12 protein-coding genes and 2 pseudogenes are annotated in these 13,852 nt (G+C 41.2%); 6 read left to right on the top strand and 8 right to left on the bottom strand.

What is annotated here, in order from left to right; genetic code table 11:
- Positions 1 to 121: 121 nt before the first annotated feature.
- Genes OCV67_RS09810 through OCV67_RS09795 form a run of 4 tightly spaced genes read left to right on the top strand, consistent with a single transcriptional unit; the run spans position 122 to position 7,640 of the window.
- Complete coding sequence (locus OCV67_RS09810) at positions 122 to 1,144, top strand: Wadjet anti-phage system protein JetD domain-containing protein (protein ID WP_147643807.1); 1,023 nt, start codon at positions 122 to 124, stop codon at positions 1,142 to 1,144.
- A 4-nt stretch (positions 1,145 to 1,148) separates the two neighbouring features.
- Positions 1,149 to 2,675: a hypothetical protein gene (locus OCV67_RS09805; RefSeq protein ID WP_147643806.1), complete on the top strand. Its 1,527-nt coding sequence runs from the start codon at positions 1,149 to 1,151 to the stop codon at positions 2,673 to 2,675.
- Positions 2,672 to 3,364 carry a DUF6063 family protein gene (locus OCV67_RS09800; protein WP_147643805.1) on the top strand — a complete coding sequence of 231 codons (693 nt, stop codon included), beginning with the start codon at positions 2,672 to 2,674 and terminating at the stop codon, positions 3,362 to 3,364. Before OCV67_RS09805 ends, OCV67_RS09800 begins: the two co-directional genes overlap by 4 nt.
- On the top strand, positions 3,348 to 7,640 hold the full coding sequence (locus OCV67_RS09795) for a coiled-coil domain-containing protein (protein WP_147643804.1): 4,293 nt from the start codon (positions 3,348 to 3,350) through the stop codon (positions 7,638 to 7,640). The genes OCV67_RS09800 and OCV67_RS09795 overlap by 17 nt, the downstream gene beginning before the upstream one ends.
- Before the next feature lie 47 nt (positions 7,641 to 7,687).
- Here OCV67_RS09795 and OCV67_RS09790 read toward each other — a convergent pair whose 3' ends face one another.
- A complete protein-coding gene (locus tag OCV67_RS09790; RefSeq protein ID WP_147643803.1) occupies positions 7,688 to 7,900 on the bottom strand; it encodes a hypothetical protein in 213 nt (70 codons plus the stop codon).
- Between the two features lie 102 nt (positions 7,901 to 8,002).
- Between OCV67_RS09790 and OCV67_RS09785 the strand changes: the two are divergent.
- Positions 8,003 to 8,461: pseudogene (locus tag OCV67_RS09785) on the top strand (DUF4368 domain-containing protein); the annotation flags it as partial.
- Between the two features lie 83 nt (positions 8,462 to 8,544).
- Positions 8,545 to 9,423: pseudogene (locus tag OCV67_RS13725) on the top strand (hypothetical protein); the annotation flags it as partial.
- 32 nt (positions 9,424 to 9,455) lie between these two features.
- Here the strand turns inward: OCV67_RS13725 and OCV67_RS09775 are convergent.
- The 7 genes from OCV67_RS09775 to OCV67_RS09745 form a co-directional block, all read right to left on the bottom strand.
- The gene (locus OCV67_RS09775) at positions 9,456 to 9,734 is read right to left on the bottom strand and encodes a hypothetical protein (protein WP_147643801.1); all 279 of its coding nucleotides are present in this window, start codon (positions 9,732 to 9,734) and stop codon (positions 9,456 to 9,458) included.
- 19 nt (positions 9,735 to 9,753) lie between these two features.
- A complete protein-coding gene (locus OCV67_RS09770; RefSeq protein WP_147643800.1) occupies positions 9,754 to 10,119 on the bottom strand; it encodes a hypothetical protein in 366 nt (121 codons plus the stop codon).
- A 246-nt stretch (positions 10,120 to 10,365) separates the two neighbouring features.
- The gene (locus tag OCV67_RS09765; RefSeq protein ID WP_449580834.1) at positions 10,366 to 10,485 is read right to left on the bottom strand and encodes a helix-turn-helix domain-containing protein; all 120 of its coding nucleotides are present in this window, start codon (positions 10,483 to 10,485) and stop codon (positions 10,366 to 10,368) included.
- A gap of 894 nt (positions 10,486 to 11,379) precedes the next feature.
- The gene (locus tag OCV67_RS09760; RefSeq protein WP_147643799.1) at positions 11,380 to 12,648 is read right to left on the bottom strand and encodes an integrase DNA-binding domain-containing protein; all 1,269 of its coding nucleotides are present in this window, start codon (positions 12,646 to 12,648) and stop codon (positions 11,380 to 11,382) included.
- 15 nt (positions 12,649 to 12,663) lie between these two features.
- Entirely contained in the window at positions 12,664 to 12,927 is a 264-nt protein-coding gene (locus OCV67_RS09755; RefSeq protein WP_262644506.1) for an excisionase, read from the bottom strand.
- A 13-nt stretch (positions 12,928 to 12,940) separates the two neighbouring features.
- Entirely contained in the window at positions 12,941 to 13,309 is a 369-nt protein-coding gene (locus OCV67_RS09750; protein WP_262644505.1) for an excisionase, read from the bottom strand.
- A gap of 106 nt (positions 13,310 to 13,415) precedes the next feature.
- The gene (locus OCV67_RS09745; RefSeq protein ID WP_147643798.1) at positions 13,416 to 13,634 is read right to left on the bottom strand and encodes an excisionase; all 219 of its coding nucleotides are present in this window, start codon (positions 13,632 to 13,634) and stop codon (positions 13,416 to 13,418) included.
- Positions 13,635 to 13,852: the final 218 nt, after the last annotated feature.

The raw sequence follows: 13,852 nt of genomic DNA, 5'->3' as shown, positions 1-13,852 counted from the left end.
TTTGTTATGAAAACGCTCAATCTCCGAAGAATTTCTTTCGTACAACTGACAGCTTGCTTTTTCGACCAAATTATGCTACAATATATATACTATTTTATATTTTGTTCAGAGGGGGCAAAGTATGAGTAAGCCCAATAATACACTATATAAAGCATTGCAGGATTTTCCTCGTAAACGAATCACATTGGAGGAACTCAGCAGGTTATGTTCAGATCCAGAGCAGCTTAACGAACAGATTAAAGAGCTTAACGATAAAGGCGTATTAGTGCCTGTCAAGAGCAGCGGAACAAATGGAAATCGAAAAAATCCATTGTTTATGCGATATACTATTTGCATTGAGAACACGATACAGGTATCACCGGATGAGATCTATGCACTTCATCCGAGACTTTTAGCGAATGGGTATCTGCTTCGTAATCGAATGCAATTTGTCAACAATAAGGCATTTTTGCGCCGTTTGAGTGAATGGTTCACTAATCACGAAGGCAATGATATGATGTCGAGGCGTGAGCGTTCTTTTTCCATCTTCGGTGAAGAGAAGGAATTGGATAACCATTTAAGATTATTAGAGGCTATCGGGATTTCAGGGGACACGCTTCGATATTATGAAACGCCCGAACAGTGTTTTTCAGATTATATCCCCGTCCGGAAACCGACTATGACATTGCTTATCTGCGAAAACAAGGACATCTGGTTCAATATCCGCAGGCTGATGTACGAATCCGAAGCTAACACATTATTTGATACTCGAATCGACGGCGTGATCTTTGGGCAGGGCAATGACATCACGGGTAGAGATAAATTCCGTTCCTATGCCGCTTATCTTGGGGCTGATGCAGTTCATTTTCTGTACTGCGGAGATATTGACAGAGCAGGATTTGACATTTTTCTGCGACTTTGCAAAGCGGCAGAAGAACTGCATATTGAATTGTTTCTTCCTGCATATCAGAAAATGCTGGAGCTGAGCCGTAACATTCAGCTGCCTGACAGTGAAGACAGACGATGCATCATACCCGAAATGTCCGGAATACTGCCTATGTTTCAGTCTGGCGAACAAAAACATATCACACAGATACTGCAAGATAATAAACGTCTGCCGCAGGAGATTCTCTCCTACCCTGTGCTGGCAGAAAACATGAGGTAAGAATATGATTTCAGCAGAATCCAAAGAACTATTACAGGATTTTGAGAAACGTATGCGATTCGTGAATCTTATCAAATACTGGCTGCAAAGAAGCAAGCCAAGGGAGATTCATGAATTGTTGCGTGGCGATGATGATAAAACCGATAATCTGATCCTTATGGTAATGGTTTTTATCATGGACAGTACGCTCCGTTACGGTGAGCGCTGCACGAAACAGGATATCACAGCATTTTTGCGAGAGCTTGCCGATGTGTACGGTTATGAATCGGAGTCAGCAAAGATGCTTGCTGATTATATCGTAACAGATGTCCTGCAAAGCGGCGGTAAGAGACGCTTATTTGATACGTTTCACAGCGGAGATGAGAATTTCAGAAAGCAGAGTTCGCTTATCCTGATCGAACAGAAAAGCGGAAGCTATGTTTTGACGAATGAAGCGTATGAGTTTCTGTTCCGAACCAAAGAGATCGACAGCGAATTGGATTTTTCTGTCAACCGATTCAAATTACAGGAATTTATCAAGCGCGGCAACTATGGCAAAGCACTTCGGGAGAGCCGTGAACTGGTCAGCAGGGTCAGGAATCTGAAAACAAGAATGGATGATTTTATGCTTCGGTGCAGAACCAATATCTCCGAAGTATCTATTGACGAATATGAAGAGATCGTCACGCAGGTAAAGGATTCCTTCGAGGACGAGAACAAACAGCTCAGTGATATCCGTACTCTCGTATCAGCGAAGCTGCAAGCAATCGCAGATGCCCAGATCAATCAAAATGACAATATAGGTCAGACAGAACAAGAGATACGGGAAATACTTGAAAACATTGATACGGTAATAAGCGAGCAAAGCTGTGTCTTCAATCAGAAATTTTCGCTTTCCGATCTATATGCAAATCTATTAGATGATAGCTTTTCTTATTTGCAGGCAGGTCGCTTTGACCTGAAACAGGAATTATTACTCCCATTGCAGAAAATGCAGTTGCAAGATACCAGAGATGTTGGAAAGCTGTTTGCTCCGCTGTATCGTCCTTCATTTCCACATCTGTTTGGTCTTGATTTCTTTTACAGCAGGCAGAATACTATCAGGGAAAACAGCAGAGATGACGGCATTGATATCATAAGTGAGGAAAATGCCGAAACTGCTGCTGATATCAGAAACAACAGATATGTTGAGATCATAAGAGGATTGCTTACCTACGCCAAAAGCACCCCGGAATTCTATTTTAGTGATTATCTTGCCTTTGTATCAAAAGAGCAGCTACAGGAGCAATTACAGGAAAAATCGTTGCCTGATGTCATGTTGAAGCTCTACGGACTGGGAGAGATCGATGTAGTGGGCTGGCGTTCAGAACAGCATGATGTCATTGTGCCCGTTGGTGAATTTGACCTTTCCTACTGCCTGAGCGAACTTCCGGAAGAATTGGTGCAGATACAGACAATACTGATATATAAGCTCGATGAAGTGATCACATTATCTGATGATGCAGGGAACCGTATCAAAATCAATGATTTTAAGATCGAGGTGAGACGATGAGACCTGAAAGTCTGAGACTATTTGCAAAGCTAATGGAAAAGGGATATATCACCCGTGAACAGGATTCTTCCTATTATGAAGATTACTGCGATGCTGAAATAGCTGCCGAGCTTGCGGTTATGGAACAGGAGCTTGATTTTACGCTTTACAGAACAAATGGTAGGCTTTATCTCCTGCCGAATCCGAGCAATGAATTATTCTCACAGGATAACAGCGACTTTCGCCGCAGTGTCGGCAATGAGAAGCTGGAAGAACTGTATTTGCTGAATTATATGGCGATTTTTCTTTTGCATGAGCTGTACGGTGGAGAAGACAATACACTGCAAACGAGGTCTTATATCAAGGAATCTGATTTTCTGGATGAGTTCACGCAGCATTGTGAACAGGTGCGATCCGAGGGTGAAGCCCTAAAAAATGCCGCTGCTCAGTACAGTATGGATTTTCTGCGCCTTGCAGACAACTGGCTGGCAAAGCGTGGTGATGAATCGAATTCAGTGGATACAAAGCACGGCTGTTTTATGAAGATCATCAGAAAGTTCCGTGATGAGGAATTACTGTATGATGCTGACGGGGTATGGAAGCCGACGGTAAAACTTAACGACCTGATGCCGTATTATTTATCTAAGAATCGCATTGCGGAGATACACACTATTCTGGAGGGAGGTGAGTCAGATGCCGGCGATCCGTAAGATCAGAATCGTGAATTTCAGGTTCAATGACGGTGTAAAGCTGATACCGGACGAGATATTCTGTACTGAGAACGCCGAAGGAAAGCCGATCGACACACTGCTGAATCTGGATAACGGCGGCGGTAAATCTGTTATCGTTCAGTTGCTTCTCCAACCAGTCTGCCCGAAAGCAAAAGTGCAGAACCGAAATATCAGCGATTATTTCCAGAAAGGCACTGACCATGCGTTTGTTCTGATAGAGTGGGCATTGGACGGCTCATCTAACAGTCTGCTGACAGGTATTGCATTGGCGGCAAGCCGGGCAGCAGATGATGAAAACGAAAGCAAAACAGTTCGTTTCTACACATTTATGCATGACTATACAAGAACTGGTGATAAACTCGATCTGATCAATCTTCCTCTTACCGAACGGACAGGCAGTCATATCCATCCCATGTCTTTTGATGATCTGCGTAAATATCTGCAGAGCAGAAAGGTCGAATACTATCCCGCTGATTCTTTGCGTCGTTACCAGAAACGTTTGGAAGAATACGGGATCCTTCATACCGAATGGGAAAATATTCTTGTGCGTATCAATGCGGTAGAAGGCGGCATTACGAAATTCTTTGAGGAATACAAAACAGCCGACAGACTGCTCGATAAGTTCATTATCCCCGGTGTCATGCCGAATAATACAGCATCAGCGGAGGCGTTGGAAGAAATGTTTGTCCATTACGCTGACAGCTATGCAGGGCAGGAAGAAAATCTCCGCTTGCAGTCACAGATCAAAGCATTCACCGAAAAACTGCAAGGGATTCTTCCCCTCATGAAGAATATGTGGGATGCCGAAGATGCAAGAATTCAAGCAATACACATATTGGCTGACCATTTGTTTGCGCTTGACCATAATATCAAACTGGAAAGCAACAAGAAAGCACAGCTCGAAAAAACGATATCCGAATTAAAAGCAAAACTTCATCATATCAAAGCGGAAAGGGCTTCGGAAGCCTATTATTTTGCGGAGGAGAGCTTTGACAAAGCAGATGTGCAATTATCAGAGTGCAAACGTCAAAAAGAAGATGCAGAAAACCAGCGTGACAAGTTTGCCCATCTGGTCAGCGTATTGAATGCCGCAAAGGAATATGCTGAACTTCTTGAACAGCAGAATGAAGAGAAAGCGTTGACTGCACAGATCAGAGAGTTGGAGCAGGGAACGCAGGATTCCCGTATTCTATCCTTGAAGTATTCACTCTCCTTGATGGCAGCCGAATTGAAACAGCAGACTGACAGGGATTTGATTCAGGAGGAATCAGCAAGAAAAGAACAATCAGATGTACTTTGTGATACACAAAAAAAGATTAAACTGCTTACAGAACAGCATGAGGAAGAAAACAATTGCTTGCATCAGGCGACAGGACGCAGAAATTATCTGCTTGAACAGATCAATCAAGGATTAACAGAGCTTGCTTTGCATATAACTGTTATGCTTGACGGAAGCTACTCCAAGGAGGATATCGAGAATATCCGCTCGGGCTATGATAATCAGCTTAAACTGGGAAATGATACGATAATAAGCTATCAAAATGAAGAAGAACAGTTTGGACAGGAGCTTGACAATCAGGATGCAGAGCGCACAGAACTGACTCAGGCGCTGGCAAATTGTGAAGTCTGCCTGCAACAGCATAAGTCTGCATTGGAACAGTACAGGAAAGCATACAATGCCGTTATTCCTGTACTGAAACATCTGTCTATACCTGCAAGCCAGCTGTTTTCAGATGAACCGATAACAAGCCTTGATAATATACTTGCGAAGCTGAAAGAACAGCTGAGACAAGCAGAGCGTTCAGCTGAATTGCTCACAGAACAGGTACGGTGTATCGAAACCGGACAGCTTCACCTCTCAAAAACCGCAATCGACTTCTTGCAGGAATCAGGTGTTTCTTACCAGACAGGTGAGCAATATCTGAATTATCAGTCCCCAAAGATACGAGAAGATATCATTGCAATCAATCCGCTTGTTGCATACGCTGTTATTGTCGATTCAGAAAAAGAGCAGATAAAGCTGCTGTCTCAAACAGCAGATTCATGGCTGTCGGCTATTGTTCCGGTATATACACGTTCTGAGCTTGCTGATATGGCTGATGGAAAATGGAGTGAGCATAACCGTTTTCTTTCTGCGTTCGATAGAGAATATTTCAGCGATGTTTCTGCTTACAAAGATGTCATTCAGCAAAGGCTTGATGAGGAAAAAGCTGAAATAGAGCGGCTTCGGCATCAGATCAGCGAATGGGAAGCAGAACGCTGCATACTCTCTGCGTTTACATATACCGCTGATGATGAACAGCATTTTCAGGAACAAATCATTTCTTGTCAGTCAAAACTCCAGACAATTCAAGATGAGCTGTCAACACTTGATAAGCGAAAAGCAAAGATAAAAAAACGCACCGAAGAACTTCGTGAGCTCATAAATTCTGAGCAGGAAATTCTACACCAAACAGAGAATCATCAAAAAGAATTTGGGCGTATTTGCGGTACTATTTCACAATATGAAGAACTCAGCAGGCAAATATCGCAAATGGAATCTGCTTGCAAACAGCTTGCTGCTCAGATTGAGTCAGAGCATAAGAAAGAAAACCATCTTTCAGTTCTTATGCAAGAATGCGATGATAAAATCAAGCTGTTAGGTGATAAACTGATAGAGTATCAGAATTTGCTCGGCGAATTAGAAGATACACCGAAAGCCGAAATACTCTCAGAGGATTATTCTGCAATGCTTGCAGAATACCGTTTATATCAGGAGAATTATTCGGCAAATCTTCAGGAGTTACATAAAAAGCTGCAAAAAATTCAGGAGAGCGTCAGAAAAACAGCTAAGGATATCGAAAGATTTCATATTGAATCGTCAGAATATGAAAACATATCATATACGGATGACGCTTATCAGCATGCAGAGGAACAACTTTCTCAGGCGAAAATGGAATGCAATCAGGCTTCCGAACTGTATTCAGGTGCTGTGGAGTGTCACGCTAAAGCCGAAAAAACGTTGGAACTGGCTAAAAACAGACTATCTGAACTACATACTGAACTTCTCTCCCGCTCGGAGGTCGGCTCGGATTTTGAACGTCGTATCAGAGAATGTCAATCTGTTTTAGAGGATTCTGAAAACGAGATGCATAGATGTACTGAAAAGCTGACTGATTTGAATGCAGACCACAGATATACATCTAAATTTGCAGAAAGATTTACAGCAGAAAATGCAGAATACATACCAAAGTTATCAGGGACTCCGCAAGATACGAATAAACTGCGTGATACCATAGAGAACTGCATTGAAAAATTGAAACAAGCCGAGAACAAAACGAAGAAATATCATAGCAGTGAACTTGAACCGTTCAGAAACACGCACACCTTGTTTACCGGAACGCTTGACGGCATATTATCTGTAATTGACAATCATAATATCACAGGCGATAAATACTTTACACTTTATGAGCGTACAGAAGGCGATATCAAACGGTATCAGAAGCGTATCGCTCAGCTTGCTGTTTTGCTCAAAGATGTCGAGGATAGCAGAAAACAGCTTGTGACCAATTGCCTCCAGCGCGTCGGGCGGCTGTATGAAAACCTTACAATTCTATCAAAGAAATCAATGATACAGATCGGTAATACAAAAAAACAGATGATACGCATTGAACTGCCTGATATTGAACCCATGAGCGAACAGCCGGCTGAAAGGATCAATCAGTACATTACAGAACAAGTAAAGAAATATTTGTCTGAGCAGGATTCTTCAACAAAAACACATCACGGTCATCTGGAAATCAGGCGGCTGCTGAATTGCTATATCGGCAAAGAAATCATTCCAATCACTGTTTTCAAGATTGATAAGAATATCCAGAACAGTCGCTATCGTTCATGGCAGGATGCTCTGAAAGCAAATTCCGGTGGAGAGCAGTTTGTTGTATTGTTCTCACTGATCGTTTCCGTAATGAACTACACACGGAGTCTGACAAGCAGTTTGAATACTACAAGCGGTGTGCTGATCCTTGACAATCCTTTTGGTCCTATCTCATCGCCGCATCTTCTTGAACCAATGTTCCGTATCGCACGGCATTTTCATATTCAGTTGATCTGCTTGACGCATCTTGGTACAGCTGCTGTAACGAGCTTTTTCGATATAGTGTATCAGCTTCGCTTCAAAAGCCTTCCTCTGTCAAATGTAGAAATACTAGAAGCCGAAGCAAAACAGCATATGGAACACGCATATTATCTGTCAGAACAGCTATCACTTTTTTGATAATTACAACAGAGCATTGTCAGTCAGTGGCAATGCCCTGTTTGCGATTATTCATCTTCGTCCGAACATTCTTCAAGTCCATGAAGCAGTTGAATGTATACGCACTCCGCACGTTCATGTTCTTCACCGTCCATAGACATCATGAGTTCAAGAAAATATGCCTTTGCTTCTTCGTAGTCCGTCCAGATCTCACGCTTACCGCTGCAGATAGTCGTGACCTTGCTCGTTCTCGGCATTGCCAATTCAGGTGTTTTCAACATAGCTATTACCTCCGAAAGTTTTATTGTAAATCCATTATAGCGGATAATCCTTCCGGAGTCCAGTTTTGCAGAATGATTGTAACCATTTTTGTGAAGTGCGCAGTTTCCTTTGTCAAGGAGAACGAGGACGAGTTTGTGCAGGCAGCTATGGACAATTCCGTTCAGAAGCAGTCCTCAGAGCTTGCCAAGTCCAAGAAAAAGCTGAGAGAGGCGGAGAAGCGTATAGCCGAACTGGAAAGGCTGTTCACAAGGCTTTATGAGGATAATGTTTCAGGTAAGATCTCCGATGAACGATTTGCGATGATGTCGGCAGGATATGATGAAGAACAGAAGTCAACTGATGTGACTGCGTTCATCAAGGAAGTACAGAAGTATGAACATATCACGGAACTTACACCTGAGATCATGCACGAACTGATTGAGAAAATCGTTGTTCACGCTCCCGACAAAAGCAGTGGGCATCGCACTCAGGAGATTGAGATACACTATCGCTTTGATGTTGCCGTAGCTACTGCTGTCGCTGATAGTATGAAGTACGACAAGAAGAGAAAGGCTGCGTAACCGCCCAGGTTACGCAACCTTATCTTCAAATCATAAAAACTTCTTTATGAGTACCCGTCTTTTATCAGGGTGATAAGTTTTTTGCTGAACAGAAAATGAAAGAAATAAACGAAGCCTACGATATTCTTTCAGATAAAGCTAAAAGAAAAGCTTATGACAGTAGCTATAGTCAAGCTGCTGCACAAGATCGTTCTAACTTTAAACAGTCATATTCCGAAGCTGAAACGCAAAGCGATGAAATTGTTTATTCATCTGACGAATACTCCAAAGAACTCCGTAAGCCTAATAAATTCATAAAAAAGGCTTTTGAATTAATTATAATTTTAGGATTAATAGGATTACTAGTCTTTGGTTCTATACACCTGTTCGCCATGTTTAAAGGCTTTTTATTTCCCAATAGAGAAAATAATGAAGAAAATTCATCGATTTCTTTTTCAAAAGCAGAGTATGAAGAAGATTCTCCGGAATATGTTGTAAACTCTTTGGTAGATGCAATATTTAATAAAAAAGAGGAGGAATTTTTTAACGAGGATTGTCTTGAAGAGTTAAGAAACATTTTGGACTATCAAGAATATCCCGATATATTTGTGTATCTTGTTAACGATGAAGAGTTTTTCATGGATGCCATTTACTCTTCAATCGAATATAGTATAGAAAATGTAGAATATATTGATGATGAAAATGTAACTATTACTCTAAATCTAAAGACAATCAGTTTTTATGAGTTAAGCCAAAAAGCAAAAGAAAGTGCCGATAAAGATTACGAAAAGCTTAATGCCCTTGATAAGAGAAGCAATTATAATACAATATTCAACGAATATGTGCAACAGTATTATTCTGATATGGATAAAAATGTAGAAATAACTTCTGTCTTTTCATTAAGAAAAGAATCAACTGAATGGAAAGTTATAAAGTGCAATGATCCTGAATTCTTTATAAATGTATTATCCGGAAATACATAAAAATACATTTGATATGCTCATTCCAGTGTGATTCAAAGAAAAATATTATTCTGCTGATAACTCATCCTGTTCCTCGTAGCTTTTACCAAGCTGTGCTCTTCCAATATATGTACATGAAGTCCACATGTTTTGGTGTTATGCGATCTGTAACCAAGCTCAGCAGCCTTCCTCATTAGCTTCTGCCAGTTCATACCCTGTCGGTAATATTCAAGTGAACACGAGTGTGATACAAGCTCCATTCCATAATCAAGAGAACCGTCAGATTTAATGTATAAAACCTCATCATCACTGTTCACAATATCATAGAGCATTTCTGCTTTTTCCTCATCGTTACCCCTTATCTATTTCACTCTCTACACCGTAATATCTCACGTCATCTTCACCAGTTCTTTTGTAAAATAAAGGCTTAGGCTTGTAATAATAATCATGGATATACCCGCTGTAATCATCATCACTGGGACAGCAGTCATCACAATATGGATCATCATTATTCCAGCAGACATCATTATCACTAAGCAGTCGATCACATCTTGTACAGTGATAAAAATAATTATCATAGCACCTTCCGCAGACACACATTTCTTCATCTCCGTGATCATCGCTGCATGGAAATCTTTCATGACACCAGTCACAGCTAACGGTCTCTGAGTTGTAGCAGTCCTCACAATATACATTTCCGTTTACATCATAAAACACTTCATTCTCATCATCAATTTCACAGCCGCATCAGCTGCACATTATTCTTTCAACCATAAAACTTTTCTCCTTAAATAAAATTTGACCGTCGATGATTAACCCACCGACGGTCATTGTGTTGTCATGCCAATTTTACTGTTCGTTTATGCCCGCTGTACACTATCTCTCCGCTGTCTTTAATAACGATAATTAATCCCAATATTCACGCTTTTCATTATATGAAATATTGCTAACAAAAATCTCTTTTTAACAAGCGGTTAATTTCTTATTAAAATTCTGCGGCGACTGCCCAATGCACCTTGCAAGTTCCGCAAGACTGATATTCTGTTTGTCACACAACTCTCTTATCATGTCCGATGTAGTCATGATACGCCACTGCTAACATACTTATTATAAACCTTTTAGTTGATAATTTCAATATATTTCCGCAAAAAATCACTAAAAATTTATTGAATCATTTCGTAGCATACAATATCATAGGACGCTAAAACTCAATTTATTTACTTGATTCTTCTTATATTTACTGAAAGCTCCTCCGTTCCACTTTAAATTTATCATCATATACCATGACCTTCATTGTTAATCGTCTAACCAGCTATTCATAATACTCTTCAATCTATGCTATTTGACTGTTCAGGAAAGCTTTCATGTTGAAAATGCTTTGTTTCACACTTTTCATTTCAGTCTTGCAGCTTATATATTTCTTATACCATGTCATCATATTTTTCAACGGCTGATGGATTCCATTACAATCATATCTACGTTATTAAAATAATAAGACGGCAACCTTAAAACAAATAAGGTTGTCGTCTTTTGTATCAGCATAAAAATATTTGGAACAATGCCCTTTTTCAGTTCGTAATTCGTTGCATTAATTGGCTTAAGTTTGGCTTAAGTTAGATTTAAGACCTCGCAAAAAGCCCGTAAATGCGTTGTTTTATTCGTTACCATTCGGTATCGGCTTCATTGTCGGGATTTCCGGGGGAGAAACGATACCCCCTGATTTATCCTGCTTTTCCCTGACTTTGTTTATCCAAATTGGCTTCATTGTTCTGCATAACCTTTCATAAATCAGCGTATTCTGATTTGGTTTGTCGTAAAATCTGTCGTAAAAATCCGGTGGTGTTTACATCGTCCAGCAATGAAGCACATCTCAGTTATGACTGCAACACACACGCCGTACCGTCTGATTTCTTATATAGTATAGCATATTTTTTCACAAAAATCAAGGAGCCTGCCCATTGCGGCAAGCCCCTCCGTTTATCTTATCTTGATTTTTCCTTCCAGTCCGGCGAAGGATTCCATTTTCTTTTCCTTTGTCGCTTCATTATATATGTCCATCGTCGTTGTAATGTCGGCGTGTCCCATAATCTCCTGAATGACCTTGAGATTCGTTTCATTCTCGCAGAAGCGTGTGCAAAAAGTATGGCGGAGATTGTGGCAGCTAAAGTGCGGAAGCAACTCCGGTTTTCTTCTCTCTCTTTTTGCCATCTGCTCCTCCTGCGTGTTATACGCCTTGATAATGCGGTCAAGCACCCTGTTTACTCCGTGCGGGGATAAAACCGTATTATATCGGGATTTGAAAATAAACCCGGAATACCCGTCGATTACGCTCTCATTAAAACCGTCCTCAATCTGCTGCTTATATTCCGTTTTCAATGCGTCCTTTACATCTGCAAGCATAGGGATAATCCGTTCTCCCGCTTTCGTCTTTGGCGTAGTAACCGCATAATGGCAAGGCTCGTCCGTAAATTTGCGGTAAATCAATGTGTGGTTTACGCTGATGATATTCTGCTCAAAATCACAGTCCTCCCAGCGCAAGCCAAGAATTTCGCCTATGCGGCAGCCCGTTCCCAACATTGTCGTTATTAGCGGAAGCCAATGGCTATATTGGTGAGACTGAGCCGTAAAATTCACAAATAACTCCTGCTGCCGTTCTGTAAGTGCGTGGCGTTTCGGCTTTTCCCAAGCGTGGCTCTTTTTAATTTCCGCCATCACGCCGTCGGTAGGATTGAGCCGGATATATCCGTCACGAACCGCCGAAGTAAAAACAGGGTGCAAAATTGTGTTGACGATTTCCATACTATTTGGCTTAAACCCCTTTTCGTAGATCAGCGTCATATAAAACTTCTTAACATCGCTGTACTTAATGCCCGTGATATTTTTCTGCCCGATTTCCGGTCTGACATACTTATCATACATATAGATGTAATTGCTTCTCGTTGAGTCTTTAAGTTCGTGTTTCAGGGCAATGTACTCGTCCCAAAAGGAATTGAGCGTCATCTTCCGTGTTTCGTACACGAGAAGATTATCCTCCAAGTCCTTTTTAATCTGTTTTTCCATTTCCCGAAGCGATTCCGTTATCTGCTTGCCCTCCGGTACACGGTCAGTTGCAACGAGCTTCCAGCTATACACTGAGTGTCGCTCTCCATTGTTATCGGCGTACTTAAACTCATACTTCCCATCGGGACGCTGCGATTCACCTGCCCAAAGAACTCTGCCTTTGGAATCACGCCTTTTTTCTGCCATAGCCCATACCTCCTTCTAAATGACATTGGTGCGATCCAAGAACTTTTCAAATTCCTCCCGCCTAATAAACACACGGGAATCTTTCCATTGTATAAAGTCCTCGTCCTTATGTTCTCTTGTAAGTCTTCTGATATTGGATTCTCCGATTTGAAAATACTTTGCCGCTTCGACCACCGTCAACAGCGGCTTTTCCCATATCGGCAATTCCTTGAGCTTTTGATTACACATTTCAGCATTTGGAAAACTTCTCTGAAATATTGGATTGTCCTGCTTACCCATTGCTTCCTCCTTGTCAAATGATATTGTTTTGGTCTAAAAACGCTTCAAAGACCTTACGCTTCACTAACAATCTTCCCCCGGCTTTCAGTACAAACGGCTTGGTTCGATTGCTCATTACAAACTCCCGCAGTCTCGTTTCGGCAATATTGTAATACTCCGCTGCTTCCTTTATTGTCAGGGCATATTTCTCCCACAAAGGAATCCGAAAGCTGCGGTCATCAACCTTCTTATTTCTTACAACGCCGTTATCGTGCGTTGCGACAATCTTTTTAGCTGCGCCTGTTGCTGTAATGAACTTATCATCTTCCGTTCTGCTTGGCTCTTTTTTTCTTTCATCTTCCACAACCTCGCTAAGACCGGGAACATAAACATAGTTTTTCATTGCGGCGTCCTCCTTTTCCATTTGTCCGGCTCGTGCCTTCCCCTCAATCATAGTCAGACACGAGCCTTTTGACAAATGTGCGAAGGTTGAAATCGCATACTTGACATTAAAGTGCGTTTATCTCGTTCAGAAACTTCTCAAACAGCTTTCGCTTAATTTCAACCTTCACTCCGATCCATAGCACGAAATCCGCCTGACGGTTTTCTCTTACCAATGTTCGCAGCCGATGTTCACCAATCCCGAAATACTCCGCTGCTTCATAAATCGTGAGGGCATATTTTTCCCAAACAGGCACATACGGCTTCGTAGTATTTGTATCTGCCATATGCGTTACCTCTTGGAAATACTCTTATCGTAAATCAGATAATCGTACCCCATATTCAGGCACTTATCACATTTGCGTTTTTCTTTCGCAAACGGATCAAGCCGCCTTACGATATAACCGGGATTGGATTTTGGTGCTATACTAAAAAAGTGGACAGCAAAAAGCGAAAGATGGTATAATAATAAAAAAAGGAGAGAAACACATGGAAAACACCAAGT

Source organism: Porcipelethomonas ammoniilytica, assembly GCF_025567485.1.
In the GTDB taxonomy this organism is placed as follows: Bacteria; Bacillota; Clostridia; order Oscillospirales; family Ruminococcaceae; genus Porcipelethomonas; species Porcipelethomonas ammoniilytica.
Note: the sequence above shows the minus strand (reverse complement) of the source record. Positions and strands in the feature narration are given on the sequence as shown.

What these genes read in the sequence shown, in the direction of transcription:
- OCV67_RS09810 (WP_147643807.1), top strand. Translation starts at nt 122, where the DNA reads ATGAGTAAGCCCAATAATACACTATATAAAGCATTGCAGGATTTTCCT.
- OCV67_RS09805 (WP_147643806.1), top strand. Translation starts at nt 1,149, where the DNA reads ATGATTTCAGCAGAATCCAAAGAACTATTACAGGATTTTGAGAAACGT.
- OCV67_RS09800 (WP_147643805.1), top strand. Translation starts at nt 2,672, where the DNA reads ATGAGACCTGAAAGTCTGAGACTATTTGCAAAGCTAATGGAAAAGGGA.
- OCV67_RS09795 (WP_147643804.1), top strand. Translation starts at nt 3,348, where the DNA reads ATGCCGGCGATCCGTAAGATCAGAATCGTGAATTTCAGGTTCAATGAC.
- OCV67_RS09790 (WP_147643803.1), bottom strand. Translation starts at nt 7,900, where the DNA reads ATGTTGAAAACACCTGAATTGGCAATGCCGAGAACGAGCAAGGTCACG.
- OCV67_RS09775 (WP_147643801.1), bottom strand. Translation starts at nt 9,734, where the DNA reads ATGCTCTATGATATTGTGAACAGTGATGATGAGGTTTTATACATTAAA.
- OCV67_RS09765 (WP_449580834.1), bottom strand. Translation starts at nt 10,485, where the DNA reads ATGACTACATCGGACATGATAAGAGAGTTGTGTGACAAACAGAATATC.
- OCV67_RS09760 (WP_147643799.1), bottom strand. Translation starts at nt 12,648, where the DNA reads ATGGCAGAAAAAAGGCGTGATTCCAAAGGCAGAGTTCTTTGGGCAGGT.
- OCV67_RS09755 (WP_262644506.1), bottom strand. Translation starts at nt 12,927, where the DNA reads ATGGGTAAGCAGGACAATCCAATATTTCAGAGAAGTTTTCCAAATGCT.
- OCV67_RS09750 (WP_262644505.1), bottom strand. Translation starts at nt 13,309, where the DNA reads ATGAAAAACTATGTTTATGTTCCCGGTCTTAGCGAGGTTGTGGAAGAT.
- OCV67_RS09745 (WP_147643798.1), bottom strand. Translation starts at nt 13,634, where the DNA reads ATGGCAGATACAAATACTACGAAGCCGTATGTGCCTGTTTGGGAAAAA.